Source organism: Citrobacter sp. Cb041 (assembly GCF_030336655.1).
GTDB lineage: Bacteria > Pseudomonadota > Gammaproteobacteria > Enterobacterales > Enterobacteriaceae > Citrobacter > Citrobacter braakii.
In genome coordinates this window covers 154,487-179,753 of the sequence record NZ_JAOWDD010000043.1, presented here as the reverse complement: position 1 = coordinate 179,753, position 25,267 = coordinate 154,487, and the positions used below count along the sequence as shown (strand labels likewise).

Genomic DNA, 25,267 nt, shown 5'->3' with positions numbered 1-25,267 from the left:
CTACATCGACGGTAACGAAAGAGGATAAACCGTGTCCCGTATTATTATGCTGATCCCTACCGGAACCAGCGTCGGTCTGACCAGCGTCAGCCTTGGCGTGATCCGCGCAATGGAACGCAAAGGCGTTCGTCTGAGCGTCTTCAAGCCGATCTCTCAACCGCGTGCCGGTGGCGATGCGCCAGACCAGACTACCAGCATCGTCCGTGCTAACTCTTCTCTGCCAGCCGCTGAGCCGCTGAAGATGAGCCACGTTGAATCTCTGTTGTCCAGCAATCAGAAAGATGTGCTGATGGAAGAGATCATCGCGAACTACCACGCGAACACTAAAGACGCTGAAGTTGTACTGGTTGAAGGCCTGGTCCCAACCCGCAAACATCAGTTCGCGCAGTCTCTGAACTACGAAATCGCGAAAACGCTGAACGCAGAAATCGTCTTCGTAATGTCTCAGGGTACCGATACCCCGGAACAGCTGAACGAGCGTATTGAACTGACTCGCAGCAGCTTCGGCGGCGCGAAAAACACCAACATCACCGGCGTAATCGTTAACAAACTGAACGCACCGGTTGATGAGCAGGGCCGTACTCGCCCGGATCTGTCCGAGATTTTCGACGACTCTTCCAAAGCAAAAGTGATCAAAGTTGATCCGGCTAAACTGCAAGAATCCAGCCCACTGCCGGTTCTGGGCGCGGTGCCATGGAGCTTCGATCTGATCGCAACGCGTGCAATCGATATGGCGCGTCATCTGAACGCCACTATCGTTAACGAAGGTGATATCAACACCCGTCGCGTGAAGTCTGTGACTTTCTGCGCACGCAGCATTCCGCACATGCTGGAGCACTTCCGTGCAGGTTCTCTGCTGGTGACTTCCGCCGATCGTCCTGACGTGCTGGTTGCAGCATGCCTGGCAGCCATGAACGGCGTGGAAATCGGTGCCCTGCTGCTGACTGGCGGCTACGAAATGGACGCGCGTATCACTAAACTGTGCGAACGTGCATTTGAAACCGGCCTGCCGGTATTCATGGTGAACACCAACACCTGGCAGACCTCTCTGAGCCTGCAGAGCTTCAACCTGGAAGTTCCGGTTGACGATCACGAACGTATTGAGAAAGTTCAGGAATACGTTGCTAACTACATCAATGCTGACTGGATTGAATCCCTGACCGCGACCTCTGAGCGCAGCCGTCGTCTGTCTCCGCCAGCGTTCCGTTATCAGCTGACCGAGCTGGCACGTAAAGCCGGCAAGCGTGTTGTTCTGCCGGAAGGTGACGAGCCGCGTACCGTTAAAGCAGCGGCTATCTGTGCTGAACGCGGTATCGCAACCTGCGTACTGCTGGGCAACCCGGATGAGATCACCCGCGTTGCGGCCTCTCAGGGCGTTGAGCTGGGCGCTGGCGTAGAAATCGTTGATCCAGATGTGGTTCGCGAAAGCTACGTTGCTCGCCTGGTCGAACTGCGTAAAAACAAAGGTATGACCGAAACCGTTGCCCGCGAACAGCTGGAAGACAACGTGGTTCTCGGTACCCTAATGCTGGAACAGGACGACGTTGACGGTCTGGTTTCTGGTGCAGTTCATACCACCGCGAACACCATCCGTCCGCCGCTGCAGCTGATCAAAACTGCACCGGGTAGTTCCCTGGTGTCTTCCGTGTTCTTCATGCTGCTGCCGGATCAGGTTTACGTATACGGCGACTGCGCGATCAACCCGGATCCGACTGCAGAGCAACTGGCAGAAATCGCGATTCAGTCCGCTGAATCCGCCATTGCTTTCGGTATCGAACCGCGCGTAGCAATGCTCTCCTACTCCACCGGTACTTCTGGTGCAGGTAGCGACGTAGAAAAAGTTCGTGAAGCCACGCGTCTGGCGCAGGAAAAACGTCCTGACCTGATGATCGACGGTCCGCTGCAGTATGACGCCGCCGTTATGGCTGACGTAGCAAAATCCAAAGCGCCGAACTCTCCGGTTGCAGGTCGTGCTACCGTGTTCATCTTCCCGGATCTGAACACCGGTAACACCACCTACAAAGCGGTACAGCGTTCTGCCGACCTGATCTCCATCGGGCCGATGCTGCAGGGTATGCGCAAGCCTGTGAACGACCTGTCTCGTGGCGCGCTGGTTGACGACATCGTCTACACCATCGCTCTGACCGCGATCCAGTCTTCCCAACAGCAGCAGTAATCTGTCGAGTGTGCCGGATGTCTTATCCGGCAACACTTCTGCTTATTAAACCGGAAATAGCTTATATTTCCGGTTTTTTTATACCTGTTTTTCTCGTTGGCATATTCTGAAACATTTGCCAGGATGCGCTGCATCAATGAATAACTATTCTCCTGTTTGCATACTTACCCTCTTTTGCATTGCAACAGGGATAGTCTTTCATGTCAGCAGTAACAGAAACACAGCCAGCTAAAAAATGGGCGATGCCCGATACGTTGGTGATTATTTTTTTCGTTGCCATTTTAACCAGTCTGGCGACATGGGTTGTTCCCGTCGGGATGTTCGACAGTCAGGAAGTGCAGTATCAGGTTGATGGACAAACCAAAACCCGTAAGGTGGTCGACCCCCATTCTTTTCGAATTCTGACCAACGACGCGGGCGAAGAGCAGTATCACCGGGTGCAGTTTTTCACCACCGGTGATGAGCGCCCTGGCCTGATGAATTTTCCGTTTGAAGGGTTAACCTCCGGCTCTAAATTCGGCACTGCCGTCGGCATTATTATGTTTATGCTGGTGATTGGCGGTGCATTCGGCATCGTTATGCGTACCGGAACCATCGATAACGGCATCCTGGCGCTCATCCGCCATACGCGAGGAAACGAAGTCCTGTTTATCCCGGTGCTGTTTGTTCTCTTCTCATTAGGCGGCGCGGTGTTTGGCATGGGGGAAGAGGCGGTCGCCTTTGCCATTATTATCGCACCGTTAATGGTACGGTTAGGTTACGACAGTATCACCACCGTTCTGGTCACCTATATTGCGACTCAAATTGGATTCGCCAGCTCATGGATGAACCCGTTTTGCGTGGTCGTCGCGCAGGGGATTGCGGGCGTGCCGGTGCTCTCTGGTTCCGGTCTGCGTATCATTGTGTGGGTGGTTGCGACCCTGATAGGTCTGACCTTCACGCTGGCCTATGCGGCGCGCATCAAAAAGAATCCGCTTTTGTCCCGGGTACATGAATCCGACCGTTTCTTTCGCGAACAGCAGGACGACGTTGTGGAACGACGCTTCACGCTGGGCGACTGGCTGGTGCTGCTGGTGCTGACCGCGGTAATGATTTGGGTTGTCTGGGGCGTGATTGTCAACGCGTGGTTTATTCCTGAGATCGCCAGTCAGTTCTTCACCATGGGCCTGGTAATTGGCATCATCGGCGTGGTCTTTCGTCTCAACGGCATGACGGTCAACATCATGGCCTCCTCATTCACTGAAGGCGCGCGAATGATGATTGCCCCTGCCCTGCTGGTCGGTTTTGCCAAGGGCATATTACTGCTGGTCGGTAATGGAGAGGCGGGTGAAGCCAGCGTGTTGAACACGCTGCTGCACAGCATTGCCAACGGCATCAGCGGGCTGGATAACGCCATCGCGGCGTGGTTTATGCTGCTGTTCCAGGCGGTGTTTAATTTCTTCGTTACTTCCGGCTCTGGTCAGGCTGCATTGACCATGCCGTTATTAGCACCCTTAGGCGATCTGGTTGGCGTAAACCGTCAGGTCACCGTACTGGCCTTCCAGTTTGGCGACGGATTCAGCCATATTATCTATCCTACGTCGGCATCGCTGATGGCAACGTTAGGCGTGTGTCGGGTGGATTTTCGTAACTGGCTGAAGGTAGGCGCCACGCTGTTGGGACTGCTGTTTATTATGTCCAGCGTGGTGGTGATTGGCGCGCAGATAATGGGTTACCATTAAAAAACGATTGCCCGGCCTACACGACTTCTCGACGCTGTAGGCCGGATGAGCAGATTTTACTCAGCTTCTTCCTGCTTTTCGGCTTTCGCCCCTTCATTCTTAGCGTTGCGGGTCATCCACAGCGCCAGGGCTTTCAGTGAGTCCGGCGTAAATTCGTCGCAGCGCGCGGTAATTTCTTCCGGCGTCAGCCAGCAAACTTCACTAACCTCTTCTTCCTGAAGCGCAAACGGTCCGTGGGAAACACAGCTAAACAGCCCGCCCCATACGCGACAGTTCTGGTCTTCAAAATAAAACTGCCCATGCTCGGCAAACGGCACGCCCGCAATCCCCAGTTCCTCTTCCGCTTCACGGCGCGCTGAATCCAGTAGTTGCTCGTCAGCCTGCACAACACCGCCAGCGGTGGCATCCAGCATGCCGGGCAAAAAATCTTTTGTCTCAGTACGGCGCTGAACCAGAATTTTGCCCATACCATCATGCACGACGATATACGTTGCACGATGGCGTAAGCGTTGCGCCCGCATTTGTTCCCGGCTGGATTGTGCAATGACTTCATTGTCTTCATTCACAATATCCACCCATTCCGTACTTGCCAAACGACGCTGTTCCACCATCAGGAAACCTTCTTTTTTCTTGCGCTCTTACGGCGCGTTTATGTTTGTGGGGTAAATTACGGATTAATCTCGACCTGTGCAATAACACTTTGATCATTGAGTGCCATTACGCTGAGAACATTATCATCCAGAATCCCGTAACTTGCCGCAAAGCCCCCTTTCGGGATGCTTACCGAGCCGGGATTGAAGTGGTAAACATCCCCTTGACGCTCAGCGACGGGCAAATGTGTATGCCCATAAACCAGCACATCTCCCACGTTGAGCGCCGGCATATTTTGCGGGCCAAAAAGATGCCCGTGCGTCAAAAAGAGTCGCTGGTTTTCTGTCAGAATTTGCTGCCACGGCGCGGTCATCGGAAAATGCAGAAGCATCTGATCCACTTCGCTGTCACAATTGCCACGCACAGCGATAACCCGCGCTGCCAGCGCATTCAACCGCTCAGCAACCTGCGCAGGCGCATAGCCTTCCGGGAGCGCATTACGCGGTCCGTGGTTTAAAACATCACCCAATATCACCAGCCATTGCGCACCGCTTGCGGCAAACCGTTCAAGTACGCGTTCCGTGGCTGGCAACGAACCATGAATGTCCGATGCGAACATCAGTTTCATCACTCACTCCTCGTTGAAAAGTACCCTGTAATGATACTGGATTACGCCCCGTTTTTCAGCAGGAACGCTTCGCTGAAAGCGCGATAAAACGCTGGACTGAAGCGCGCTGCCACTGGAAGGCGGCATATTCTGCAAGCGCTTCGGGAACCTCATCGCCGTTAAGGACCAGACGATTCAGCATTAGCGCTAAATCGCAGTCGGCAATACACCATTCGCCAAATAAATTCTGCTTCCCGTGGCTCAATAAATGGCTCGCAGTGGCGAACAATTTCTCCGCACTGACTTTTCCCGCTTCGCTTAACGGACCTTTCTTCACGCCAGCAAAAACTACGTCCGTTGAGCGTTCTTCACGGATAGGCATCAGATCGCTGCGGATCCACGCCTGAACCTGGCGCGCCCGCGCGCGCTTTTGCACATCGTGTGGGTAGATTCGCTCCCACTGCGGCGGCGCAAAACTCTCTTCCAGGAACTCAGTAATCGCTGATGATTCGCTCAGCTCGAAACCGTCGATTTCAAGCACCGGCACGCGCCGCGTTAACGCATACCCTTGCCATGAAGGTTGCAAGTGTTCGCCGCTGTTGAGATCAACGGTTTTCAGCGTAAAAGGCAGTCCTTTCTCTTGCAGAGCGACATAAACAGACAGCACGTAAGGGGAGAAAAAATTGGCATCTGACCACAGCGTAATTGCAGATTTGCTCATAATGTCCTCTGAAATGTATTGGCTTGCCTTCAAAATATAGAGTCTTTCTCTCACTGTCACTTGATGAAAACTCACGCACGCCAACAGGCTCTATACTTGTTATGACCCGGTTCATGACAAAACGGACGCTGAAAATGATCGATCTCTATTACACTCCATCGCCAAACGGTCACAAAATAACGCTGTTTCTTGAAGAGGCGCAGCTGCAATACCGTCTGATTCATGTCGATATCAGCAAAGGTAGCCAGTTTCACCCTGATTTTCTGCAAATCTCACCAAACAATAAAATCCCGGCCATTATCGACAGTGTCCCGGTAGACGGCGGAAAGCCCATCAGCCTGTTTGAGTCCGGAGAAATTTTACTCTATCTGGCAGAAAAGAGCGGTAAGCTGCTGAGCGGTGAGTTACGTGAACGCCACACTACGCTGCAGTGGTTGTTCTGGCAGGTCAGCGGCCTCGGACCCATGCTGGGTCAGAATCATCATTTTAGCCACTACGCCCCACAAACGATTCCCTACGCCATTGAAAGATACCAGGTTGAAACCCAGCGCCTGTACAACGTGATGAATAAACGTCTGGAAACGTCCCCCTGGCTGGGAGGCGATCACTACAGCATTGCCGACATTGCCTGCTGGCCGTGGATCCACGCCCATCAGCGTCAGCGCATCGACCTCGACAACTACCCGGCGGTCAATAACTGGCATGAACGCATCCGTACGCGTCCCGCAACGGAACGCGCCATGCAACAAGCACAAAGTGAGAAGCGGTGACGCGATTCGGTTCTCGTGTATCATGCAAAGGTTCATACATGGAGGAAACCTGCAATGTCACAACCTGACGCAATTATTCGTATAAAAAACCTTCGTCTGCGCACTTTTATCGGCATCAAAGAAGAGGAGATCCTTAACCGCCAGGATATCGTCATCAACATTGCCATTCACTATCCGGCAGACAAAGCCCGTACCAGCGAAGATATCAACGACGCGCTGAATTATCGCACTATCACCAAGAGCATCATTGCCCACGTGGAGGGTAACCGCTTCTCATTGTTAGAAAAATTAACTCAAGATGTGCTCGATATCGCACGCGAACATCACTGGGTCACTTATGCTCAAGTAGAGATAGATAAACTTCACGCATTACGTTACGCCGACTCAGTCTCTATGACGCTGAGCTGGCAGCGCTAAACATAACCCGGGAGGCGACATGCAGATTCTGATTACCGGCGGTACTGGCCTGATTGGACGTCATCTGATCCCCCGCTTGCTGGAACTGGGGCATCAGATAACCGTAGTGACCCGTTCTCCTGATAAGGCCCGTCAGATTCTCGACTCCCGGGTTACGCTGTCCAAAGGGCTGGAAGAGCGGCAAAATCTCAATGACATTGATGCCGTCATTAACCTTGCCGGAGAGCCGATTGCGGACAAGCGCTGGAGTGCCCAGCAAAAGGAACGCCTGTGTCAGAGCCGCTGGGTCATCACGCAGAAGCTGGTCGATTTAATCAATGCCAGCGAGACACCGCCCGCAGTGCTAATTTCCGGTTCCGCTACCGGTTACTACGGCGATTTAGGCGAAGTGGTGGTCACAGAAGAAGAGCCGCCGCATAACGAATTTACCCATAAGCTGTGCGCACGCTGGGAGCAAATTGCCAGCACCGCGCAAAGCGACAAAACCCGCGTGTGTATGCTGCGCACCGGCGTGGTACTGGCCTCTGCTGGCGGCATTCTGGCGAAAATGGTCCCGCCGTTTCGTCTTGGCTTAGGCGGACCAATTGGCAACGGACGCCAGTATATGGCCTGGATCCATATTGATGATATGGTCAACGGAATTCTCTGGCTGCTGGATAACGATCTGCGCGGTCCCTTCAATATGGTTTCACCGTACCCGGTGCACAATGAGCAGTTTGCCCACGCACTGGGCCACGCTCTGAACCGCCCTGCCATTCTGCGCGTTCCCGCCACCGCAATGCGGTTGCTGATGGGCGAATCTTCAGTGCTGGTTCTCGGCGGGCAGCGAGCGTTGCCAAAACGCCTGGAAGCGTCCGGTTTCGCGTTTCGCTGGTACGATTTAGAAGAAGCGCTGGCGGATGTCATCCGAAAACCCTAAGCGCTATTCACGGTCGCCGTTGTGGTGGTAAGGTTATAGGCCAGATTTCTGCAATGGCGACGTTATGGCGATAATTTCGACTCCCCGACTTACCCTCTCTTTGTTTCAGTTTTCTGACTGGTCATTTTTCCAGAAACTACGTGAATGTCCTGAAGTCATGCGCTATATGGGCAACATCGCCCCGGCGAAAGATACGCGTCTGTTATTCGCCAGACGCCTTGCCGCACAGCACACTTTTGTCATCCGCGAGCACAACAACCCGACGCCGCTCGGCGATATTGGTCTGCAAATCAGCCATCTCTACCCGCATGAAGCCGACCTCGGCTACGCCATCTTGCCACAGGCGCAGGGGAAAGGTATTGCCAGCGAAGCCGTACGCGCGGTGTGCCAGTACGCCTTCGAGCACGCGGCGGTCACGGCGATAAATGCTTACGCACTGGCGGATAATAAGGGCTCAATACGGATTCTGGAAAAAACGGGGTTCGTGCGTACGCAGGTGCTGGAAAAGGCGTATGAGATTGATGGTATCGCCTACGACGACTGGGTTTATCGTCTGGAGTGCGACGCGCTAAAATCCCAGGCCCGGAAAGCGTAGCGCCTCCGGGCAGGTGACTTACTTCAACGAACCTTTGAGGAACTGCTGCAAACGCGGGCTTTGCGGATTACCAAATACCTGCTCCGGATCGCCCTCTTCTTCAATCTTCCCCTGATGCAGGAAAATCACGTGCGTGGAGACATGACGGGCAAACCCCATTTCGTGGGTCACGACCACCATGGTTTTTCCCTCTTCGGCCAGTTGTTGCATAATGCGCAGCACTTCGCCCACCAGCTCCGGGTCAAGTGCCGACGTGGGTTCATCAAACAGCAACACTTCCGGTTCCATCGCCAGCGCACGAGCAATGGAGACACGCTGCTGCTGACCACCGGACAGATGCACCGGATATTTGCCCTGAGCGCGCTCATCAATACCCACTTTCGCCAGATACTTTACCGCACGTTCGCGAGCTTCCTGCTTGCTCAGCCCCAATACCTGGATCGGCGCTTCCATCACGTTTTCCAGCACCGTCATGTGGCTCCACAGATTAAAGTGCTGAAAGACCATCGTCAGTCGCGTGCGCAGCAAGCGCAGCTGATTTTTGTCTGCAACCTTAAGCTGGCCGTCTTTGTCGCGTACCAGACCAATGTTCTGACCACTGACGACAATCGACCCGGCGCTCGGTTTCTCGAGAAAGTTAATGCAGCGCAGGAAGGTACTTTTACCGGAACCTGACGAGCCAATAATACTGATAACATCACCCGCATTGGCCTGCAGCGATACCCCTTTCAGCACTTCATGTTCGCCATAGTGCTTATGTAAATCGATAACGTTTAATTTATTTTCAGACATCGTGTTACTCGAATCATTTAGAGGATACATGCTGCAACCAGCGTTTTTCCGCTTTGCGGAACAGACTGATCAGGACATACGAAATAATCAAATACAGAACAGCGGCAATACCGAAGGCGGTAAACGGCTGATAGGTTGCCGAGTTGATATCGCGGGCGATTTTCAACAAATCAGGCACCGTTGCGGTAAATGCCAGCGCCGTGGAGTGCAGCATTAAAATAACTTCATTGCTGTAAGCCGGCAGCGCAATACGCAGCGCGGAAGGCAAAATAATGCAGCGATACAGTTTAAACGACGAGAAACCGTAAGCGCGCGCGGCTTCAATCTCACCATGGGGTACGGAACGAATAGCCCCGGCGAAAATCTCCGTGGTATAGGCGCAGGTATTCAGCGTCAGCGCCAGCACGGTGCAATTTAGCCCACTGCGGAAAAACGCGTTGAGGAAGTCCGTGCCTTTGACTATCTCCAGCGTATACATCCCGGAATAAAACACCAGCAACTGGACGTACAGCGGCGTCCCACGAAAAATATAGGTGAACAGCCAGATGGGAAACTGGATAAATTTATTACTGGAAACACGACCAATTGCCAAAAACAGCGCCAGTATCCCGCCCATCACCACCGATGAAATCAGAAGCCACAGGGTGATAGCCACGCCGGTGTAGCGATACCCGTCGGTCCACAGCAGGGACTTCCAGTATTCCTGAATAATCTCAATCACAGGTCAGCCCTCTTCACACCCACGGAATAGCGGCGCTCAAGGTACAGCAGCACACCATTAGAAACAGTGGTAAACACCAGATAGATGACCCCGCACACTACGGCAAAATAGAACGGCTCCCAGGTACTTTTTCCGGCAAGCTGAGTGGCTTTCACTACGTCTTCCAGGCCGAGCAACGATACCAACGCTGTGGCCTTAAGAATGACCTGCCAGTTGTTGCCAATTCCCGGTAAGGCATAGCGCATCATCGCCGGGAACATAATACGGCGAAATATTTGTGAACTGGTAAAACCGAATGCCGTCGCGGCTTCAATATGTCCTTTTGGCACGGCCATAAATGCGCCACGAAATGTTTCGGTAAAATAGGCTCCGTAGATAAACCCGAGCGTAATAATACCCGCGACCATCGGATCGATATCAATCTGGCTGATACCAATTGCATCGGTAAGGGTATTCAGCGCGATTTGTAATCCGTAAAAGATGAGCAGCATTAAGACCAGATCGGGCACGCCGCGGATAAGCGTTGTGTACCCTTCGAAAATAAGCGCCAGCGCCCGGCTTTGCGACAGCTTTGCTGCCGCGCCGACAAGGCCTATCAGAACCGCCAGTACCACCGAGCTAAGTGCCAGCTCCAGCGTAACAATTGCGCCCTGTAAAATAACACCTGAAAAGCCATACAACATGCTGCCTGTCCTGTCGTGTGTGGTGGAGTAATAAGCCTCTTTTGATTTCAGACAAATCGTTTAATGCCGGATGGCGGCTTTGCCTTATCTGGCCTACAAAATCGCTGTAGATCGGATACGCGCAGCGCCATCAGGCATAAATTCAACACGTCAAAAATCTACGGGCTTTATCAGCACCTGCGGTGATTAACCGCCATAAACATCAAAATCGAAGTACTTTTTCGCCAGCTTCTCGTAAGTACCGTCAGCTCGCATCTCGGCAAAGGCTTTGTTCAGTGCTTCGCGCAGTTCGTTATCATCTTTGCGCAGCCCCATACCGGTACCCACGCCGAATAACTTCTCATCTTTTACAGATGGGCCGCCGAATTTGTAATCTTTACCGACCGGCTGTTTCAGGAAGCCTTCGCTGGCGGCGACTTCATCCTGGAAAGCAGCATCAATACGCCCGGCAGTCAGGTCAGAATAGATATTGTCTTGCCCCTGATAAGAGACAATTTCAATGCCTTTTGGCGCCCAGTGCTCGTTGCCGAAGGTTTCCTGAGTCGTGCCCTGCAGCACGCCAACACGTTTACCTTTCAGCGACTCAATGGTTGGCTGAATAGCAGAATCTTTAGCGACAACCAGACGCGAGTCGGCTGCATAAAGCTTGTCGGTAAAGGCGATTTCATGCTGACGTTTTTCAGTGATGGAAAGCGAGGACATAATCGCATCGATTTTCTTCGCTTTTAACGAAGGGATAAGCGCGTCCAGCGGGTTTTCCACGAAGGTACATTGTGTATTGATACGTTTGCACAGCTCTTTAGCCAGATCGATATCAAAACCGACTAATTCACCCTGTGCATTTTTCGATTCGAACGGCGCATAAGTAGGATCGGTACCGATACGAATTTTTTGCGGAATGGCTGCAAATGCTGCGGTAGCACTGGAGAAAGCCAGGACCAGAGAAAGAGACAACACCAGTTTTTTCATAACTATCCTCAACAGACTGTCTTTTATAGGGGATCTTTACAGGACCAGGTGCAGTTATCGTGCCATTAATCGGGCCGACAAGGCAAAGCATTCTACCCTGTCGGCGGTATTTATTTGCATGAAAAGCGCTTAAGTATGCACTCATGCTTATTAAGACAGCGACAAAAGCACTAAAACAGTGCACTGAATTTATTATGCACCGTAATGGTTACCCGCAATGGTGCAGTCCATTCCCCGCTGCGGCGTATTAATCGCCGTAGACATTGAAGTTAAAATACTTGCTCGCCATTTTGTCGTAGGTGCCGTCTTTGCGCAGTTCGCCCAGCGCTTTATCGAAAGCAGCTTTCAGCTCTGTATCATCTTTGCGCAATCCAATCCCGGTGCCGTCACCAAAGTATTTTTTATCTTTCACCGACTGACCAGCAAAAGCGTAGTCCTTACCGGCAGGCTGCTTCAGGAAACCTTCGCTGGCCGCGACTTCATCCTGCAACGCCGCGTCCAGACGACCCGCTGTCAGGTCAGAATAGATGAGGTCCTGGTTCGCATAGGCCACTACATCTACGCCTTTGCTGCGCCAGTTGTCATTAGCATAGGCTTCCTGAGTCGAGCCTTGCAGTACGCCAACATGTTTACCTTTGAGGGAATCAAGAGTCGGTTGAATTGGGGAACCTTTCGCGGCGATCAGACGTGAGTCTGCTGCGTAAAGCTTGTCTGAGAACGCAATCTCTTGCTGACGCTTCTCAGTGATTGAAAGCGAGGAGATGATGGCATCAATTTTTTTCGCTTTCAGCGACGGGATCAGCGCGTCAAAGTCGCTGGCTACCCAGGTACATTTAATCTGCATGCGCTTACACATCTCATTTCCCAGATCGATATCAAAGCCGACAAAGTCGCCTTTGGCATCTTTAGAGGAAAAAGGTGCGTACGTGGTATCTGTACCAATACGAACCGTCTGCGGAAGTGCTGCGTAGCTGGCCGCGGTGGCGGAGAGTCCTACCAGCAAAGACAAAGCAAGAACCGTCTTCTTCATACATAACCCTCAAGTGGCGTAATTTTATTATGTTTTACGTTGTGTTGTGTGTTTGCAGACTTTTTCATGCAGGTCTTATGCCATTGTCGCGTCGATGAGGATATTCGACGTTAAATATGTTAATAAAACGTTGCAATAATGTCCTGATTTTGAAGATAGCAGGTCTGACGGTTGAACCGCAGCGTTTCGTTGAGTTTTAACGAATTAAATGTTGAGGATATGATCGCGGTTACAAAATTGCCCTGAAACAGGGCAACGGATGTTTCTTTGCACGCTGATGGAACGGTTTTACGCCCCTTGCCAGCGGGTGAACAGATCCTGTGGAAGGGAGATATCAAACTGGTCGAGTACGCGGTTAACCGTTTGATTAATCACATCATCTAGCGTTTGTGGGCGATGATAGAATGCCGGGACTGGCGGCATAATCACCGCGCCAATTTCTGCCGCCTGCGTCATCAGCCGCAGATGCCCCAGATGCAGCGGCGTTTCACGCACGCACAGCACCAGCGGGCGGCGTTCTTTCAACACCACGTCTGCCGCACGGGTAAGCAGCCCATCGGTGTAACTGTGGACGATGCCTGAAAGCGTTTTGATTGAACAAGGTAATATTACCATTCCGGCGGTCTGAAAAGAGCCGGAAGAGATACTGGCGGCGATATCGCGCGTATCGTGATTTACATTCGCCAGTGCCTGCACGTCGCGTACAGAGAGGTCAGTTTCCAGCGCCAGCGTCTGTCGGGCAGCAGCACTCATCACCAGATGGGTTTCCACATCAGTAACGTCACGCAAAACCTGCAGCAGGCGCACGCCATAAATCGCGCCACTGGCACCGCTAATCCCTACAATGAGTCGTTTCATTTTTTCGCCCTTACTTGCTTCAGGGCTGACTTTGCAGGTTTTTATGCGCAGTTGCAAGTCAGTCCACTCTATGTGTCCTGACCTGCAACAGAACATTACCCTTCGTTATGCATCTCGAGGTTTTCCGCTTCGTTCTGACGCAAAATTGCTTTGGCATCGTCATTACGCAGGGAGTCAAGGAAATCGAGATATTGCTGGTCGACGTCTTTGGTGACGTACACGCCGTTAAACACTGAACATTCAAACTGCTGAATATCCGGGTTCTCAGCGCGGACCGCTTCAATCAGATCGTTCAGATCCTGGAAGATAAGACCGTCTGCACCGATTATCTGGCGAATCTCGTCCACTTCGCGACCATGAGCAATCAGCTCCGTCGCCGTAGGCATATCGATACCATAAACGTTCGGGAAGCGAATTTCCGGGGCCGCAGAGGCCAGATACACTTTCTTCGCTCCGGCTTCACGCGCCATCTCGATAATCTGTTCCGAGGTGGTACCGCGCACGATGGAATCATCCACCAGCAGCACGTTTTTATCACGGAATTCCGCACGGTTGGCGTTCAGCTTACGGCGCACGGATTTACGGCGCAGCTGCTGGCCGGGCATGATAAAGGTACGACCCACGTAGCGGTTTTTCACAAAACCCTGACGGTACGGCTTACCGAGAATACGGGCAATTTCCAGCGCGATATCGCAGGAGGTTTCCGGAATCGGGATCACCACGTCAATGTCCAGATCTTCCCACTCACGAGCAATTTTTTCGCCAAGCTTGGTACCCATATTTACACGGGCGCTGTAAACGGAAATCTTGTCGATAAAGGAGTCAGGACGCGCGAAGTAAACGTATTCAAACAGGCACGGATTGCTGACCGGGTTATCGGCACACTGGCGAGTAAACAACTGACCTTTTTCGGTGATATACACCGCTTCACCAGGTGCCACATCGCGCAGGAATTCAAAGCCCAGCGTATCCAGCGCCACGCTCTCGGAGGCCACCATATACTCGGTACGACCATCCCCGATATCGCGTTTACCCAGTACCAGCGGACGGATACCGTTAGGATCGCGGAAGGCAACCATACCGTGGCCAATAATCATCGCCACGCAGGCATAGGCGCCGCGGATCTGGCGGTTGGTTGCCGCAATAGCAGCAAAAATATTATCGGCTTCCAGCGGATAATGGCGGAAGTTATCCAGCTCGCTGGCGAAAATATTCAGCAGAATTTCAGAATCTGAAGTGGTATTGATGTGGCGGCGCTTTTCTTCAAACAGCTTTTTACGCAGCTCATGCGCATTGGTCAGGTTGCCATTATGGGCAAGCGTGATGCCATACGGTGAGTTGACGTAAAAAGGTTGAGCTTCGGAGGCGCTGGAGCTGCCAGCCGTTGGGTAACGCACATGACCGATGCCCATATTGCCCTGCAAACGCTGCATATGGCGCGCTTCAAAAATATCGCTCACCATTCCGTTTGCTTTACGCAAGCGGAAGCAGTTGTTGGCATCAATGGTGATGATGCCTGCGGCATCCTGACCACGATGCTGGAGCACCGTTAACGCGTCATAAATCGACTGGTTTACCGGCATAACACCGGCGATACCGACAATACCGCACATACGTCTTTTCCTCGTTCAGCAACAACCCAAAGTTTATACTTTGGGCAAGAAACTTGACGAGCTTTGCAGATAGTCAAAGAACCATCTGATGATGAAACTGAACTGCGGGATCAGCTGCGACTTGCTCCAGTCTTCACTTTTCGACAGACCGGTAAAGGTATCGAGAAAGAACAGTATGGCAGCGACGATCAGCGCTCCTCGCAGAGCACCAAAGCAGATCCCCAACACCCTGTCGGTACCCGACAGGCCTGTTTTCTCTACCAGTTGGCCTATCACAAAGTTAACGATAGCGCCGACGATAAGTGTCGCGATAAACAGTATCGCGATAGCAATCCCATTTCGAACGAGTTCGTCTTCAAAGCCCGTAAACCAGACAGACAGGTAAGTGTAGTAATGGCTGGCGACAAAGAAAGCACAACCCCAAGTCACCAACGATAATGCTTCACGAACAAAGCCACGGATCAGGCTAACCAGACAGGAAAAACCAATCACCGCGATAATGGCGTAATCAATCCAGACCATAAGTGTCCCACGATTTAACGCCCTGTCGTCCTGTTCGGGGCGCATTCTAACAGAAAAAGAAAACGTTTGCGTAGGGATTTCCTTTCCACGCGTAAATAAAAATGGCGCTGAAAAAATCTTCAACGCCATACCGTTTTATGCCTCTTCGGGCACTGCCGGATAGCGGTAAAAACGCCCTATCCGGCCTGAATTAAGAGCAGCGCCGTGAACAGCGCAATCCCTTAATTAGGGGTGTACCCCATCACTACGCCGCTCAGACCGGAGATCTTCTGCAGCTCGCCCAGCGAGTTCTTCAGCTTATCTTTGGAGGCGTCAGGTCCTACGAGAATACGGGTTATTTTACCCTGCACCGGCGTTGACGGGGAAGTATATACCCGGAAGCCCGCGCCACGAAGTTTACCCACGATCTCATTGACCTTATCCGCATTTTTCAGCGCACCGAGCTGTACAACGTACGCTTTGCCGGTTGGCGCTGGCGGTTCCACCGCGGCCGGTTTCGGCGCTGGAGCCGGTGCTGGCGTCGGAGCGACGGCAACCGGCTGCGGCTTCGGTTTGGGTTTCGGCTGTTCTACAGGCGCGGGGACAGGATCTAACTCCGCGCTGTTTGCCGTCGTCAAACGTGACGGATCCAACGATGGCGCGGCAGCATCACCCGCGCGCACCTCTTCAGCCGCCCCTTCCGGCGGCTGCGTCGGCAGCGCCTGCGTGGCTGCAGGCATCATGTCTGGTTCATCGCGATCGCCGGGTTTCGGCACCAGCGGGATCGCCGCAAACTCATCCTGATAATGCTTTTTCTGCCCGTCAAGCAGCCCGGGGAGCACAATCACCCCCAGCGCGACCAGCACAATTGTGCCGACTAATCGATTCTGAAACTTACTCGCCACCGCTTCTCCCCACGTCTATCACTTCCATGACATGTGCGACAGTGTGAAACGATCCACACACCAACACGGTATCTTCTGGCTTCGCCTCAGCTAGCGCTGCAGACCATGCCTGCGCCACGCTGTCATAGGCGTAGCCTTTGCCCAGATGCTCCAGCAGTTGTTCTGCAGTAGCACCACGCGGCCCTTCCAGGGGCGCACAGTACCAGGCGTCAACCACGCTTTTTAACCAGGCTAACGTACCGGCAATATCTTTATCATGTAGCATACCGATAACCGCAAGTACACGCCCGCTTTTCACTAATTTTTTCAGACGGCCGGTCAGATACTCCGCCGCATGCGGGTTATGGGCAACATCAAAAATCACCCGCGGCGACTCGCTCACAATCTGGAAGCGCCCCGGTAAAATCGCCTGTTCAATACCATCACGAATGGCCTGCTCGCTGACGTTAAGCCCGCTTGCGCGCAGTGCTGCCAGTGCGGTCGCGGCGTTAGGTTGTGGGACCTGCGGCAACGGCAGGTGCGCCAACGTGCCGTGATCGTCCGTAAAGGACCAGTCGTTCTCCGTGACCGCATAGCGCCAGTCCACGCCGCAGCGTTGCAAAATCGCCCCGCTCTCTTGTGCAACATCGGCGATGGTGTAAGGCATTTCCGGCTCGCCGACGATAGCCGGTTTCTCTGCACGGAAAATTCCCGCCTTCTCACGACCAATGCTTTCGCGATCCGGGCCCAGCCAGTCAGTATGGTCAAGCGCAATGCTGGTGACCACCGCAACATCGGCATCCACGATATTGGTCGCGTCAAGGCGACCGCCTAACCCAACTTCCAGGATGACGACATCCAGTTGGGCCTGTTTAAACAACCAGAGCGCCGATAACGTACCGTATTCAAAGTAGGTCAGGGAAATGTCGCCACGCGCATCTTCAATCTCAGCAAACGAGGCTGTATGCGCTGATTCCGGCAGTTCACGTCCCTGCACGCGTACGCGTTCCGTGTAGCGCACCAGATGCGGCGAACTGTAAACGCCAACTTTATAACCTGCTGCGGTCAGCACAGATTCCAGCGTACGGCAGGTTGTGCCTTTCCCGTTGGTTCCCGCCACCGTAAAAACAAATGGCGCGGGTTTCAACACACCCAGTTTGCGCGCCACCTGACTTACGCGTTCCAGGCCGAGATCGATGGTTTTACTGTGCAGGTTTTCCAGATAAGAAAGCCACGATGCCAGGGGCGACGCGGCTTGAGGAATACGTTTATTGTCCATGATGGCTGTAGATTCTTTACGTTGAGAAAAGCAAAAGGGCAGCACCAACCGGCCTGCCCTTTTTTACACGTTGTTTTTCACGTTGCAGATGCGTTGGCTGTGCTCGCTCACCCGAATCACTTACCTGTGTAAGCTCATCGGGATCAACTCTCTTATCGCCTGCCTGCAACCCGAAACCCATAGAGTAAACTATCAGGCCTCTGATTCCTGATCGGGAACCGGAGGTACCACCTCGCCTTCACGCGGCTCATCCGGATTCGGCGTAGGAAGATTCATCAGCTTCGCCAGAATGCTTGCCAGTTTCAGGCGCATTTCAGGACGGCGGACGATCATATCGATAGCGCCTTTTTCAATCAGGAACTCGCTACGCTGGAATCCCGGCGGCAGTTTCTCACGTACGGTTTGCTCGATAACACGCGGACCAGCAAAGCCGATCAGTGCTTTCGGTTCTGCAATGTTGAGATCGCCCAGCATCGCGAAGCTAGCAGAAACACCGCCCATTGTTGGGTCGGTCAGTACAGAAATATACGGTAAACCGCGTTCCTGCATTTTCGCCAGCGCAGCAGAGGTTTTCGCCATCTGCATCAGAGACATCAGCGCTTCCTGCATACGCGCCCCGCCAGAAGCGGAGAAGCAGATCAGCGGACAGTTATCTTCCAGCGCCTGCTCAACGGCACGGACAAAACGCGCGCCGACCACAGAGCCCATGGAGCCGCCCATAAACGCGAACTCGAATGCAGCAGCAACGACCGGCATACCGTGCAGCGTGCCTTTCATTACCACCAGCGCATCTTTCTCGCCAGTTTCTTTCTGCGCAGAAGCCAGTCTGTCTTTGTACTTTTTGGAGTCACGAAACTTCAGCACATCTTTCGGCTCAAGCTCGCTACCCAGTTCCACAAGAGAACCTTCATCTAACAGGCTATGCAGGCGATTGCGCGCCGACATGCGCATATGATGGTCACACTTCGGACAGACCTCAAGATTACGTTCCAGCTCAGCACGGTATAAAACCTGACCGCAGCTATCACACTTGGTCCACACCCCTTCAGGAATGCTTGCCTTGCGGGTGGGAGTAATGTTGCTTTTAATTCGTTCAATCCAGCTCATTGGTGACCTTTCTGCCTGAACCCTAGTCAGCTTTGTTATAAGGGGCGCATAATGCCATTTTTGCCCCTAACAGACCATGAATGTTGCACATTAAAACATAACAGCCCGAAACTTTGGATAAAAAAGTGGTCGAACCGCTGAGTTACTTTCTATTTTGCAGCCCGTGACGCAGCGCGTTTATGGCGAATCACTTCAATTATGCCCGGCAATACGGAAAGGACGATGATCGCCACAATCAGTAATTTCAGGTTTTCCTGAACGATCGGCAGATCGCCGAACAGATAGCCTGCATAGGTGAACAGCAATACCCACAGCAGCGCGCCTGCGACGTTATACATCGCAAAATGACGGTAGGACATGTGCCCCATACCGGCAACAAACGGTGCAAATGTACGCACAATAGGTACGAAACGCGCGAGGATAATCGTTTTGCCGCCATGACGCTCGTAGAACGCATGGGTTTTATCCAGGTAACTGCGACGGAAAATTTTAGAGTTCGGGTTACTGAAGAGTTTTTCACCGAACAAACGGCCAATCGTGTAGTTCACCGCATCGCCGATAATCGCCGCCACAATCATCAACATCACCATCAGATGAACATTGAGATCGTTAGTTGGCAGCGCAGAAAGCGCGCCAGCGACAAACAGCAGCGAGTCTCCCGGCAGGAACGGCGTCACCACCAGCCCGGTTTCGCAGAACAGGATCAGAAACAGAATTGCGTATACCCAGATACCGTATTCCGCAACCAGCTCCGCCAGATGCACATCAATGTGCAGGATAAAATCGATAAGAAAGTAAATCAGGTCCATAGTTTTGCCTTTATACGACTCAAATTAGTCCGCCAGAAATAGCGGGCCCATAGGCGGTTTTGGCAGGTCGAACCGTTCCGGGTAATCTACTGCAACCAGATACAGCCCTTCCGCTTTCGCCGTTGCCGCTGCCAGCGTTCTGTCCTTCGCCGCTAGCAGTTCTGCTATCCAGCTCTCCGGCTGGTTGTTGGCGCCTACTTCCATCAGGCTGCCGACAATATTCCTGACCATATGATGTACAAAGGCATTCGCTTTAATATCCACCACCACATATGCACCAAAACGTTCAACGTTAATGTGCATCACGTTACGCCACGGTGTGCGCGACTGACACTGCACCGCCCGAAACGAGGTAAAATCATTTTCGCCAATCAAACACTGGGCCGCACGATGCATACGCTCAGCGTCCAGCGGTTCATAGTAATGGGTTACCCCTTTACCTAAAACCGCAGGGCGCAACCGATGATTGTAGATGATGTAGCGATAACGGCGAGCCGTGGCGCTAAATCGAGCATGGAAATCATCGGGTACAGCTTTCACCCAGCGCACAGCGATGTCACCAGGTAAATTCGCATTTACCCCCAGTGTCCATGCCGCATCTTTACGCTGGGCAGTCGTTTCAAAGTGCACGACCTGCCCTGTGCCATGAACGCCCGCATCCGTGCGTCCCGCACAAAAGACAGTGATGCGTTCATTCGCCACCTGAGAGAGCGCTTTTTCCAGTTTTTCCTGAACGCTACGCACTTCGTTCTGGCGCTGCCAGCCATAATATTTGCTGCCGTCATACTCTATGCCCAGCGCAATTTTATGGGTTGACGGCTGTTGCAGGTCAGACATTAGTACAGGTACTCCTGCACCAGTTTTTCCGCAATTTTCACCGCCATCAACGCGCCGCCAAAGCGTACGTTGTCTGCCACAGACCAGAACTGAACCTGTTCCGGCATCCCGTAATCGTTATGCACACAGCCAACTGAAAGGTGCGGAGTACCTGACGCATCACCAACCTGCGTCGGGATATAGGTCTCTTCTGACAACACTACGTCCTCACCGCGTGAAAACGCATCGCGTGCTTCTTCCGCCGCCAACGGACGCAGAGCTTCAAAATTCACCATCTGTGCGTGGCCATAAAATACCGGCGACTGCACGATGCTGGCGGAGATAAGCAGCCCGTCGTCCTGCATAATTTTGCGCACTTCATCGACGATACGGCGCTCTTCGCGCACGCTACCTTCGCGATCCGGCAGCATCGGCAGCATGTTGAACGCCAGCTGACGACCAAAGAAATCGTCATCGTCAATCGGGATGCCGTTCAGTAGTTTCGCGCTCTGTCCGGCAAGCGCATCTACGGCTTTTTTACCGTGAGCGGAAGCAGAAATAATATTGGTCACCGTAATACGTGACAGCCCGCCGTCATCAATTAGCGGCTTCAGCGCAGACAGCAGTTGGCTGGTCAGGCTGGAAGGCACCGCAATCACATTGCGGTTGCGGTAATCCGCCAGTACAAACGGGTTAACGTCCGGAACCACCAGCGGAACGTCCGGCTCAAGCGCGAACAGGCCACTGCTGTCGATAACCAGGCAACCGGCATTGGTCGCTTCTTCCACCCATGCGGCGGTGGCTTCAGCGCCCGCAACAAAAAATGCCAGTTGCGCCTGCGTCCAGTCAAAGTCTACAACGTCCTGAACAAGGACCGATTTACCGTTAAAACGCAGATGCTCACCCGCGCTTTCATTACGCGCCAGCGCATAAATTTCACCGACCGGGAACTGGCGTTCAGCCAGCGTATCGAGCAGGGCTTCGCCTACGGCGCCCGTTGCGCCCAGAATGGCAATATTCCAGCCTTCAGACATGGTGATTTACTCCAGAAATACGTAAGCGTCCCTGTCGCATTATTCGACAGGGAGCATTAAGAAGACATTAATGTGCCGGGTGATAAACAGCGTTAAAACCCAGCTTACACAACAAGGCAGCAGCCGTTGCGTCGTCACACATCACGTATAAAGACGACCATTCACGGCGCTCAAGATAATTTTTACGCAGCTTATCAAACTCACCCGGAATTCCAGCGACTTTACGCAGCGGCGCATCATCGCGGCGCACATCATACACTAAATGCACCAGCCTTTTCAGCGTTGGCTGATCTAACGGGCCATGCAGAGTGATACGACCAAATTCCGGCGCAGGTAACAGGGTATTGAGCGCAACGTGTTGTTCGCGACCAATAAACTTGCTAAAAGCCTCAAAGACCTGCGTGGTGCCGCGCGCTTTTCCTTCCAGGGTATACCCGGCAATGTGCGCCGTGCCGATATCGGCTTTCTCCAGCAATGCCACATTGAGATCCGGCTCCCCTTCCCAGACATCCAGCACGACGCTCAGCGACTGCCCGGCATTCAATCGGTTCAGCAATGCCGTATTGTCGATGACTGGCCCGCGGCAGGCGTTGATCACAATGGTGCCCGGCTTCAGCCGGCTAATCAGCGCATCATCTGCCAGGTGCAGCGTTTTGTACGGTCCGTCTTTAAACAGCGGCGTATGGAAAGTCAACACATCGGCTTGCTCTACCAGTTCGTCCAGCGAGCGGAAATCTCCCTCATCACCGCGATCGGCTCGCGGCGGATCGCACAGCAGCGTGCGGATCCCCAGTGCTTCCAGACGTGCCTGCAAACGTCCGCCCACATTGCCCACGCCTACGATGCCTACAGTACGATCGCGTAACGCAAACCCGTCGCGCTCCGCCAGCATCAGCAACGCTGAAAAAACATATTCTACGACCGCAATCGCGTTACAGCCGGGCGCTGCGGAAAAGCCGATCTTCGACTGCGCAAGCCAAGCTTCATCCACATGGTCCGTGCCTGCGGTTGCCGTGCCGACAAATTGAACCGGTTTTCCGCTAAGCAGTGATTCATTTACTTTCGTCACCGAGCGCACCATTAAGGCATCCGCATCATCCAGTTCGGCAACGGGAATCGGGCGACCGGGAACCGCTTTGACCTCCCCCAAACGACTGAACAGTTCGCGGGCATAGGGCATATTTTCATCAACGAGGATTTTCACGTCTTTCGCACCTGTTTGAGAACGAGAGTTAACCGGGCAAGTGTGCCATAATCTCGCCGCCAGGCATACTGCGAGACCTGGTCAGCACAGATTTAAGGAACAGAGATGATGCAGCCCATTTCAGGTACACCCGCACGCCCTCCCGGCGAAGGCCAAAATGCCCCTTCTGCTGCGGGTGAACAACCGTTATCCACACAACAACGTACCGTGCTGGAACGACTGATTACCCGTCTGATTTCACTCACCCAACAGCAAAGCGCCGAGGTGTGGGCCGGAATGAAGCACGATCTGGGCGTCAAAAGTGATACGCCGCTGCAATCACGTCACTTTCCTGCCGCGGAGCAAAACCTGAATCAGCGGCTGGGTGTTGCTCAGCAAAATCATGCTAATCGTCAGGTTCTCTCACAGCTCACTGAATTACTGAGTCAGGGAAATAACCGTCAGGCGGTAAGTGATTTTATCCGTCAGCAGTATGGGCAAACGGCGCTCAGCCAGCTCACGCCTGAGCAGTTGAAGAACGTGCTCACGCTGCTGCAACAAGGGCAGCTTTCTATACCGCAACCGCAACAGCGCCCGGCCACCGATCGTCCGTTATTACCCGCAGAGCACAATACGCTGAACCAGTTGGTTACCAAACTGGCGGCGGCCACGGGAGAGTCAGGTAAGATGATCTGGCAGTCAATGTTAGAGCTGTCTGGCGTAAAAAGCGGTGAGCTGATCCCCGCCAAACAGTTTACTCATCTGGTCACCTGGCTGCAGGCGCGCCAGACGCTCAGCCTGCAAAGCGCCCCGACGCTACAAACGCTCCAGGCAGCCCTGAAGCTGCCATTAGAGCCGAATGAGCTGACGGCAATAAAAGAGTACGCGCAGCAGACGTATCAGATCCAACCACAAACGATTCTGACCACGGTGCAGGTGCAGGACTTGCTGAATCAAATCTTCCTGCGCCGCGTAGAACGGGAACGCGAGCTAAACGATCCGCGCCATCTTCAGCCTATTTACAGCCCGTTCGCGCCGATGATTGAAACGGTAAAATCTCTGTCGGCACGACCGGGACTGCTGTTTGTCGCGTTAATGATCGCATTAGCCATTTTCTGGCTGGTCGCTTAACCTTTGCGCAGCGTAAGCAGCGTCACGACAATCCCCACCACGGCGGATATCGCTCCGGCAAGGAATACCGAGGGATAACCGTACGCGGTGGCCAGCACCCCGGCGACCGGGCCGCTTATGCCGTAGGAGATATCCTGAAACGCGGCGTAACCGCCCAGCGCCGTACCGCGAACCTGCGCGGGCACTCGCTTCACAACCTCTACGCCCAATGCCGGGAAGATAAGCGAACACCCTGCCCCGGTTAATGCCGCCCCGAGCAGCGCAATCCATGCTGATGGGGCCTGCCACAGCAGAATCAGCCCCGCGGTTTCAACCAGTAAGGAGACAACGGCTACCTTCACGCCTCCGAACCGATCCGGCATCCAGCCAAACAGAATGCGCATCAGCACAAACGCCCCGCCAAACGCGGTCAGGGTGAACCCCGCCATCGTCCAGCCGTTGCTGACAAAATAGAGTGAAATAAACGTACCGATCACCGCAAAGCCAACGCCCTGCAGCGCCAGGCCCAGGCCCGGTTTCCAGATAAGCCCTACCACGCTCCATAACGAAGGGCGCTCTCCTGCATGAGCAGGCACTTTGCGAACGGTGCCGTTGAATGCCCATGCCAGCAGCGGTAATACCATTGTCGTTCCCGCCAGCGCCGCAAAGCCAAAGTGGCTATGGATCAGCAAGCCCAGCGGTGCACCGGCGGCCAGCGCACCGTAAATCGCCATCCCGTTCCACGACATCACCTTACCCGAGCGTGTTGGACCGACCAGCCCAAGCCCCCAGGTCAGCGTTCCGGTGAGCAGTTGGCTTTCGCCAAAACCGAGGATCAAACGCCCGACGATTAACAATGCAAATTTTACAGGGACAGAAACAGGCAATAGCGCGGCTAACAGCCACGCCGCACCCGCCAACCCACAGGCAAACATCCCCTGTAGCGCCGAACGTTTGGCGCCATATTGATCGGCTAAGCGCCCGGCGTAGCCGCGCGTTAATACCGTTGCCAGAAACTGTACGCCTACGGCGATACCAACCATGGTGTTGCCATAGCCCAGCTCCTGATGCACAAACAGAGGAATAACGGGCAAAGGTAGACCGACCGTCATATAGGTCAGGAAAACTGCAAAAGCGATACGAAACAGCGAAAAGTTCGCCGAAGGTGTTTTTTCTTGTTGGGTTACAGCTGTCATGCGTTACTCCAAAATGCAGAGTAAGGCGAGGAATGTCCACGCCCCCTCTACCTGACTTTCAGGATTAAGGTGCGTTGGATAACGTTAAACGCTTACGCATTATCAGATAGATAATGTTGAGTGCGAAGTCTGCCTGTGAGCCACTAAATTTGTCAACCCTGAAAT

General features: G+C 53.3%; 26 protein-coding genes. 7 read left to right on the top strand and 19 right to left on the bottom strand.

All coding sequences use genetic code 11. From position 1 onward, the window contains the following. The first annotated feature begins 31 nt into the window (after nt 1–31). Together pta and yfcC are read left to right on the top strand one after the other, a co-directional pair. Nucleotides 32–2,176, top strand: a complete 2,145-nt coding sequence (gene pta / locus OGV52_RS21715) for a phosphate acetyltransferase (RefSeq protein WP_016153844.1) — start codon at nt 32–34, stop codon at nt 2,174–2,176. A gap of 200 nt (nt 2,177–2,376) precedes the next feature. After that, nucleotides 2,377–3,897 carry a putative basic amino acid antiporter YfcC gene (yfcC, locus tag OGV52_RS21710; RefSeq protein ID WP_016157044.1) on the top strand — a complete coding sequence of 507 codons (1,521 nt, stop codon included), beginning with the start codon at nt 2,377–2,379 and terminating at the stop codon, nt 3,895–3,897. A 56-nt stretch (nt 3,898–3,953) separates the two neighbouring features. On the opposite strand, the gene yfcD is transcribed toward yfcC, so the two are convergent. The 3 genes from yfcD to yfcF are packed head-to-tail and all read right to left on the bottom strand — an operon-like array spanning nt 3,954 to nt 5,816. After that, nucleotides 3,954–4,508, bottom strand: coding sequence for an NUDIX hydrolase YfcD (gene yfcD, locus OGV52_RS21705; protein WP_006683645.1), 555 nt, complete (start codon nt 4,506–4,508; stop codon nt 3,954–3,956). 56 nt (nt 4,509–4,564) lie between these two features. Then, the gene (gene yfcE / locus OGV52_RS21700) at nt 4,565–5,116 is read right to left on the bottom strand and encodes a phosphodiesterase (protein WP_287109137.1); all 552 of its coding nucleotides are present in this window, start codon (nt 5,114–5,116) and stop codon (nt 4,565–4,567) included. A 55-nt stretch (nt 5,117–5,171) separates the two neighbouring features. Beyond that, a complete protein-coding gene (gene yfcF / locus OGV52_RS21695; RefSeq protein WP_016153847.1) occupies nt 5,172–5,816 on the bottom strand; it encodes a glutathione transferase in 645 nt (214 codons plus the stop codon). Between the two features lie 134 nt (nt 5,817–5,950). Between yfcF and yfcG the strand changes: the two genes are divergently transcribed. The 4 genes from yfcG (at nt 5,951) to OGV52_RS21675 (ending at nt 8,517) form a co-directional block, all read left to right on the top strand. Then, on the top strand, nt 5,951–6,586 hold the full coding sequence (gene yfcG / locus OGV52_RS21690) for a GSH-dependent disulfide bond oxidoreductase (RefSeq protein WP_141875537.1): 636 nt from the start codon (nt 5,951–5,953) through the stop codon (nt 6,584–6,586). 54 nt (nt 6,587–6,640) lie between these two features. Then, nucleotides 6,641–7,003 (top strand): dihydroneopterin triphosphate 2'-epimerase, encoded by a 363-nt coding sequence (gene folX, locus OGV52_RS21685; RefSeq protein WP_016153849.1) that lies wholly within the window; start codon nt 6,641–6,643, stop codon nt 7,001–7,003. Between the two features lie 19 nt (nt 7,004–7,022). Then, nucleotides 7,023–7,922: a TIGR01777 family oxidoreductase gene (locus OGV52_RS21680; RefSeq protein ID WP_287109136.1), complete on the top strand. Its 900-nt coding sequence runs from the start codon at nt 7,023–7,025 to the stop codon at nt 7,920–7,922. A gap of 64 nt (nt 7,923–7,986) precedes the next feature. After that, entirely contained in the window at nt 7,987–8,517 is a 531-nt protein-coding gene (locus tag OGV52_RS21675) for a GNAT family N-acetyltransferase (protein ID WP_016153851.1), read from the top strand. Nucleotides 8,518–8,535: 18 nt separating this feature from the next. Here OGV52_RS21675 and hisP read toward each other — a convergent pair whose 3' ends face one another. The 15 genes from hisP to pdxB all read right to left on the bottom strand — a co-directional run bounded on the left by hisP (nt 8,536) and on the right by pdxB (nt 22,817). After that, nucleotides 8,536–9,309 (bottom strand): histidine ABC transporter ATP-binding protein HisP, encoded by a 774-nt coding sequence (gene hisP / locus OGV52_RS21670; RefSeq protein ID WP_043017062.1) that lies wholly within the window; start codon nt 9,307–9,309, stop codon nt 8,536–8,538. A gap of 13 nt (nt 9,310–9,322) precedes the next feature. Beyond that, nucleotides 9,323–10,030 (bottom strand): histidine ABC transporter permease HisM, encoded by a 708-nt coding sequence (gene hisM / locus OGV52_RS21665; protein WP_003028116.1) that lies wholly within the window; start codon nt 10,028–10,030, stop codon nt 9,323–9,325. Beyond that, nucleotides 10,027–10,713 (bottom strand): histidine ABC transporter permease HisQ, encoded by a 687-nt coding sequence (locus OGV52_RS21660; RefSeq protein WP_016153853.1) that lies wholly within the window; start codon nt 10,711–10,713, stop codon nt 10,027–10,029. The genes hisM and OGV52_RS21660 overlap by 4 nt, the downstream gene beginning before the upstream one ends. A gap of 186 nt (nt 10,714–10,899) precedes the next feature. Beyond that, nucleotides 10,900–11,682, bottom strand: a complete 783-nt coding sequence (gene hisJ, locus OGV52_RS21655) for a histidine ABC transporter substrate-binding protein HisJ (RefSeq protein WP_287109134.1) — start codon at nt 11,680–11,682, stop codon at nt 10,900–10,902. Nucleotides 11,683–11,929: 247 nt separating this feature from the next. Then, nucleotides 11,930–12,712, bottom strand: a complete 783-nt coding sequence (gene argT / locus OGV52_RS21650) for a lysine/arginine/ornithine ABC transporter substrate-binding protein ArgT (RefSeq protein WP_206159700.1) — start codon at nt 12,710–12,712, stop codon at nt 11,930–11,932. A gap of 288 nt (nt 12,713–13,000) precedes the next feature. Further along, nucleotides 13,001–13,570 (bottom strand): UbiX family flavin prenyltransferase, encoded by a 570-nt coding sequence (locus OGV52_RS21645; RefSeq protein ID WP_019077299.1) that lies wholly within the window; start codon nt 13,568–13,570, stop codon nt 13,001–13,003. 95 nt (nt 13,571–13,665) lie between these two features. After that, on the bottom strand, nt 13,666–15,183 hold the full coding sequence (gene purF, locus OGV52_RS21640; protein ID WP_005129677.1) for an amidophosphoribosyltransferase: 1,518 nt from the start codon (nt 15,181–15,183) through the stop codon (nt 13,666–13,668). Nucleotides 15,184–15,216: 33 nt separating this feature from the next. Next, on the bottom strand, nt 15,217–15,705 hold the full coding sequence (cvpA, locus tag OGV52_RS21635) for a colicin V production protein (RefSeq protein WP_005129678.1): 489 nt from the start codon (nt 15,703–15,705) through the stop codon (nt 15,217–15,219). Between the two features lie 221 nt (nt 15,706–15,926). Then, complete coding sequence (gene dedD, locus OGV52_RS21630; RefSeq protein ID WP_016153857.1) at nt 15,927–16,589, bottom strand: cell division protein DedD; 663 nt, start codon at nt 16,587–16,589, stop codon at nt 15,927–15,929. Beyond that, on the bottom strand, nt 16,579–17,847 hold the full coding sequence (gene folC, locus OGV52_RS21625; protein ID WP_047500877.1) for a bifunctional tetrahydrofolate synthase/dihydrofolate synthase: 1,269 nt from the start codon (nt 17,845–17,847) through the stop codon (nt 16,579–16,581). Before folC ends, dedD begins: the two co-directional genes overlap by 11 nt. Before the next feature lie 192 nt (nt 17,848–18,039). Beyond that, nucleotides 18,040–18,954: an acetyl-CoA carboxylase, carboxyltransferase subunit beta gene (accD, locus tag OGV52_RS21620; protein WP_016153859.1), complete on the bottom strand. Its 915-nt coding sequence runs from the start codon at nt 18,952–18,954 to the stop codon at nt 18,040–18,042. A 149-nt stretch (nt 18,955–19,103) separates the two neighbouring features. Beyond that, entirely contained in the window at nt 19,104–19,763 is a 660-nt protein-coding gene (locus OGV52_RS21615; protein WP_016153860.1) for a DedA family protein, read from the bottom strand. A 24-nt stretch (nt 19,764–19,787) separates the two neighbouring features. After that, nucleotides 19,788–20,600, bottom strand: coding sequence for a tRNA pseudouridine(38-40) synthase TruA (gene truA / locus OGV52_RS21610; RefSeq protein ID WP_016157050.1), 813 nt, complete (start codon nt 20,598–20,600; stop codon nt 19,788–19,790). Beyond that, nucleotides 20,600–21,613 carry an aspartate-semialdehyde dehydrogenase gene (locus tag OGV52_RS21605; RefSeq protein WP_131405184.1) on the bottom strand — a complete coding sequence of 338 codons (1,014 nt, stop codon included), beginning with the start codon at nt 21,611–21,613 and terminating at the stop codon, nt 20,600–20,602. The genes truA and OGV52_RS21605 overlap by 1 nt, the downstream gene beginning before the upstream one ends. A gap of 67 nt (nt 21,614–21,680) precedes the next feature. Next, on the bottom strand, nt 21,681–22,817 hold the full coding sequence (gene pdxB, locus OGV52_RS21600; protein WP_016153863.1) for a 4-phosphoerythronate dehydrogenase PdxB: 1,137 nt from the start codon (nt 22,815–22,817) through the stop codon (nt 21,681–21,683). Nucleotides 22,818–22,925: 108 nt separating this feature from the next. On the opposite strand from pdxB, the gene flk reads away from it, so the two are divergent. Then, on the top strand, nt 22,926–23,927 hold the full coding sequence (flk, locus tag OGV52_RS21595) for a flagella biosynthesis regulator Flk (protein WP_016153864.1): 1,002 nt from the start codon (nt 22,926–22,928) through the stop codon (nt 23,925–23,927). Here flk and OGV52_RS21590 read toward each other — a convergent pair. Beyond that, a complete protein-coding gene (locus OGV52_RS21590) occupies nt 23,924–25,102 on the bottom strand; it encodes an MFS transporter (RefSeq protein WP_016153865.1) in 1,179 nt (392 codons plus the stop codon). The genes flk and OGV52_RS21590 overlap by 4 nt on opposite strands. Between the last annotated feature and the right edge of the window lie 165 nt (nt 25,103–25,267).

Coding starts and splice junctions, on each gene's coding strand:
- yfcC (WP_016157044.1), top strand. CDS start 2,377: ATGTCAGCAGTAACAGAAACACAGCCAGCTAAAAAATGGGCGATGCCC.
- yfcD (WP_006683645.1), bottom strand. CDS start 4,508: ATGGTGGAACAGCGTCGTTTGGCAAGTACGGAATGGGTGGATATTGTG.
- yfcE (WP_287109137.1), bottom strand. CDS start 5,116: ATGAAACTGATGTTCGCATCGGACATTCATGGTTCGTTGCCAGCCACG.
- yfcF (WP_016153847.1), bottom strand. CDS start 5,816: ATGAGCAAATCTGCAATTACGCTGTGGTCAGATGCCAATTTTTTCTCC.
- yfcG (WP_141875537.1), top strand. CDS start 5,951: ATGATCGATCTCTATTACACTCCATCGCCAAACGGTCACAAAATAACG.
- folX (WP_016153849.1), top strand. CDS start 6,641: ATGTCACAACCTGACGCAATTATTCGTATAAAAAACCTTCGTCTGCGC.
- OGV52_RS21680 (WP_287109136.1), top strand. CDS start 7,023: ATGCAGATTCTGATTACCGGCGGTACTGGCCTGATTGGACGTCATCTG.
- OGV52_RS21675 (WP_016153851.1), top strand. CDS start 7,987: ATGGCGATAATTTCGACTCCCCGACTTACCCTCTCTTTGTTTCAGTTT.
- hisP (WP_043017062.1), bottom strand. CDS start 9,309: ATGTCTGAAAATAAATTAAACGTTATCGATTTACATAAGCACTATGGC.
- OGV52_RS21660 (WP_016153853.1), bottom strand. CDS start 10,713: ATGTTGTATGGCTTTTCAGGTGTTATTTTACAGGGCGCAATTGTTACG.
- hisJ (WP_287109134.1), bottom strand. CDS start 11,682: ATGAAAAAACTGGTGTTGTCTCTTTCTCTGGTCCTGGCTTTCTCCAGT.
- argT (WP_206159700.1), bottom strand. CDS start 12,712: ATGAAGAAGACGGTTCTTGCTTTGTCTTTGCTGGTAGGACTCTCCGCC.
- OGV52_RS21645 (WP_019077299.1), bottom strand. CDS start 13,570: ATGAAACGACTCATTGTAGGGATTAGCGGTGCCAGTGGCGCGATTTAT.
- purF (WP_005129677.1), bottom strand. CDS start 15,183: ATGTGCGGTATTGTCGGTATCGCCGGTGTTATGCCGGTAAACCAGTCG.
- cvpA (WP_005129678.1), bottom strand. CDS start 15,705: ATGGTCTGGATTGATTACGCCATTATCGCGGTGATTGGTTTTTCCTGT.
- folC (WP_047500877.1), bottom strand. CDS start 17,847: ATGGACAATAAACGTATTCCTCAAGCCGCGTCGCCCCTGGCATCGTGG.
- accD (WP_016153859.1), bottom strand. CDS start 18,954: ATGAGCTGGATTGAACGAATTAAAAGCAACATTACTCCCACCCGCAAG.
- OGV52_RS21615 (WP_016153860.1), bottom strand. CDS start 19,763: ATGGACCTGATTTACTTTCTTATCGATTTTATCCTGCACATTGATGTG.
- truA (WP_016157050.1), bottom strand. CDS start 20,600: ATGTCTGACCTGCAACAGCCGTCAACCCATAAAATTGCGCTGGGCATA.
- OGV52_RS21605 (WP_131405184.1), bottom strand. CDS start 21,613: ATGTCTGAAGGCTGGAATATTGCCATTCTGGGCGCAACGGGCGCCGTA.
- flk (WP_016153864.1), top strand. CDS start 22,926: ATGCAGCCCATTTCAGGTACACCCGCACGCCCTCCCGGCGAAGGCCAA.
- OGV52_RS21590 (WP_016153865.1), bottom strand. CDS start 25,102: ATGACAGCTGTAACCCAACAAGAAAAAACACCTTCGGCGAACTTTTCG.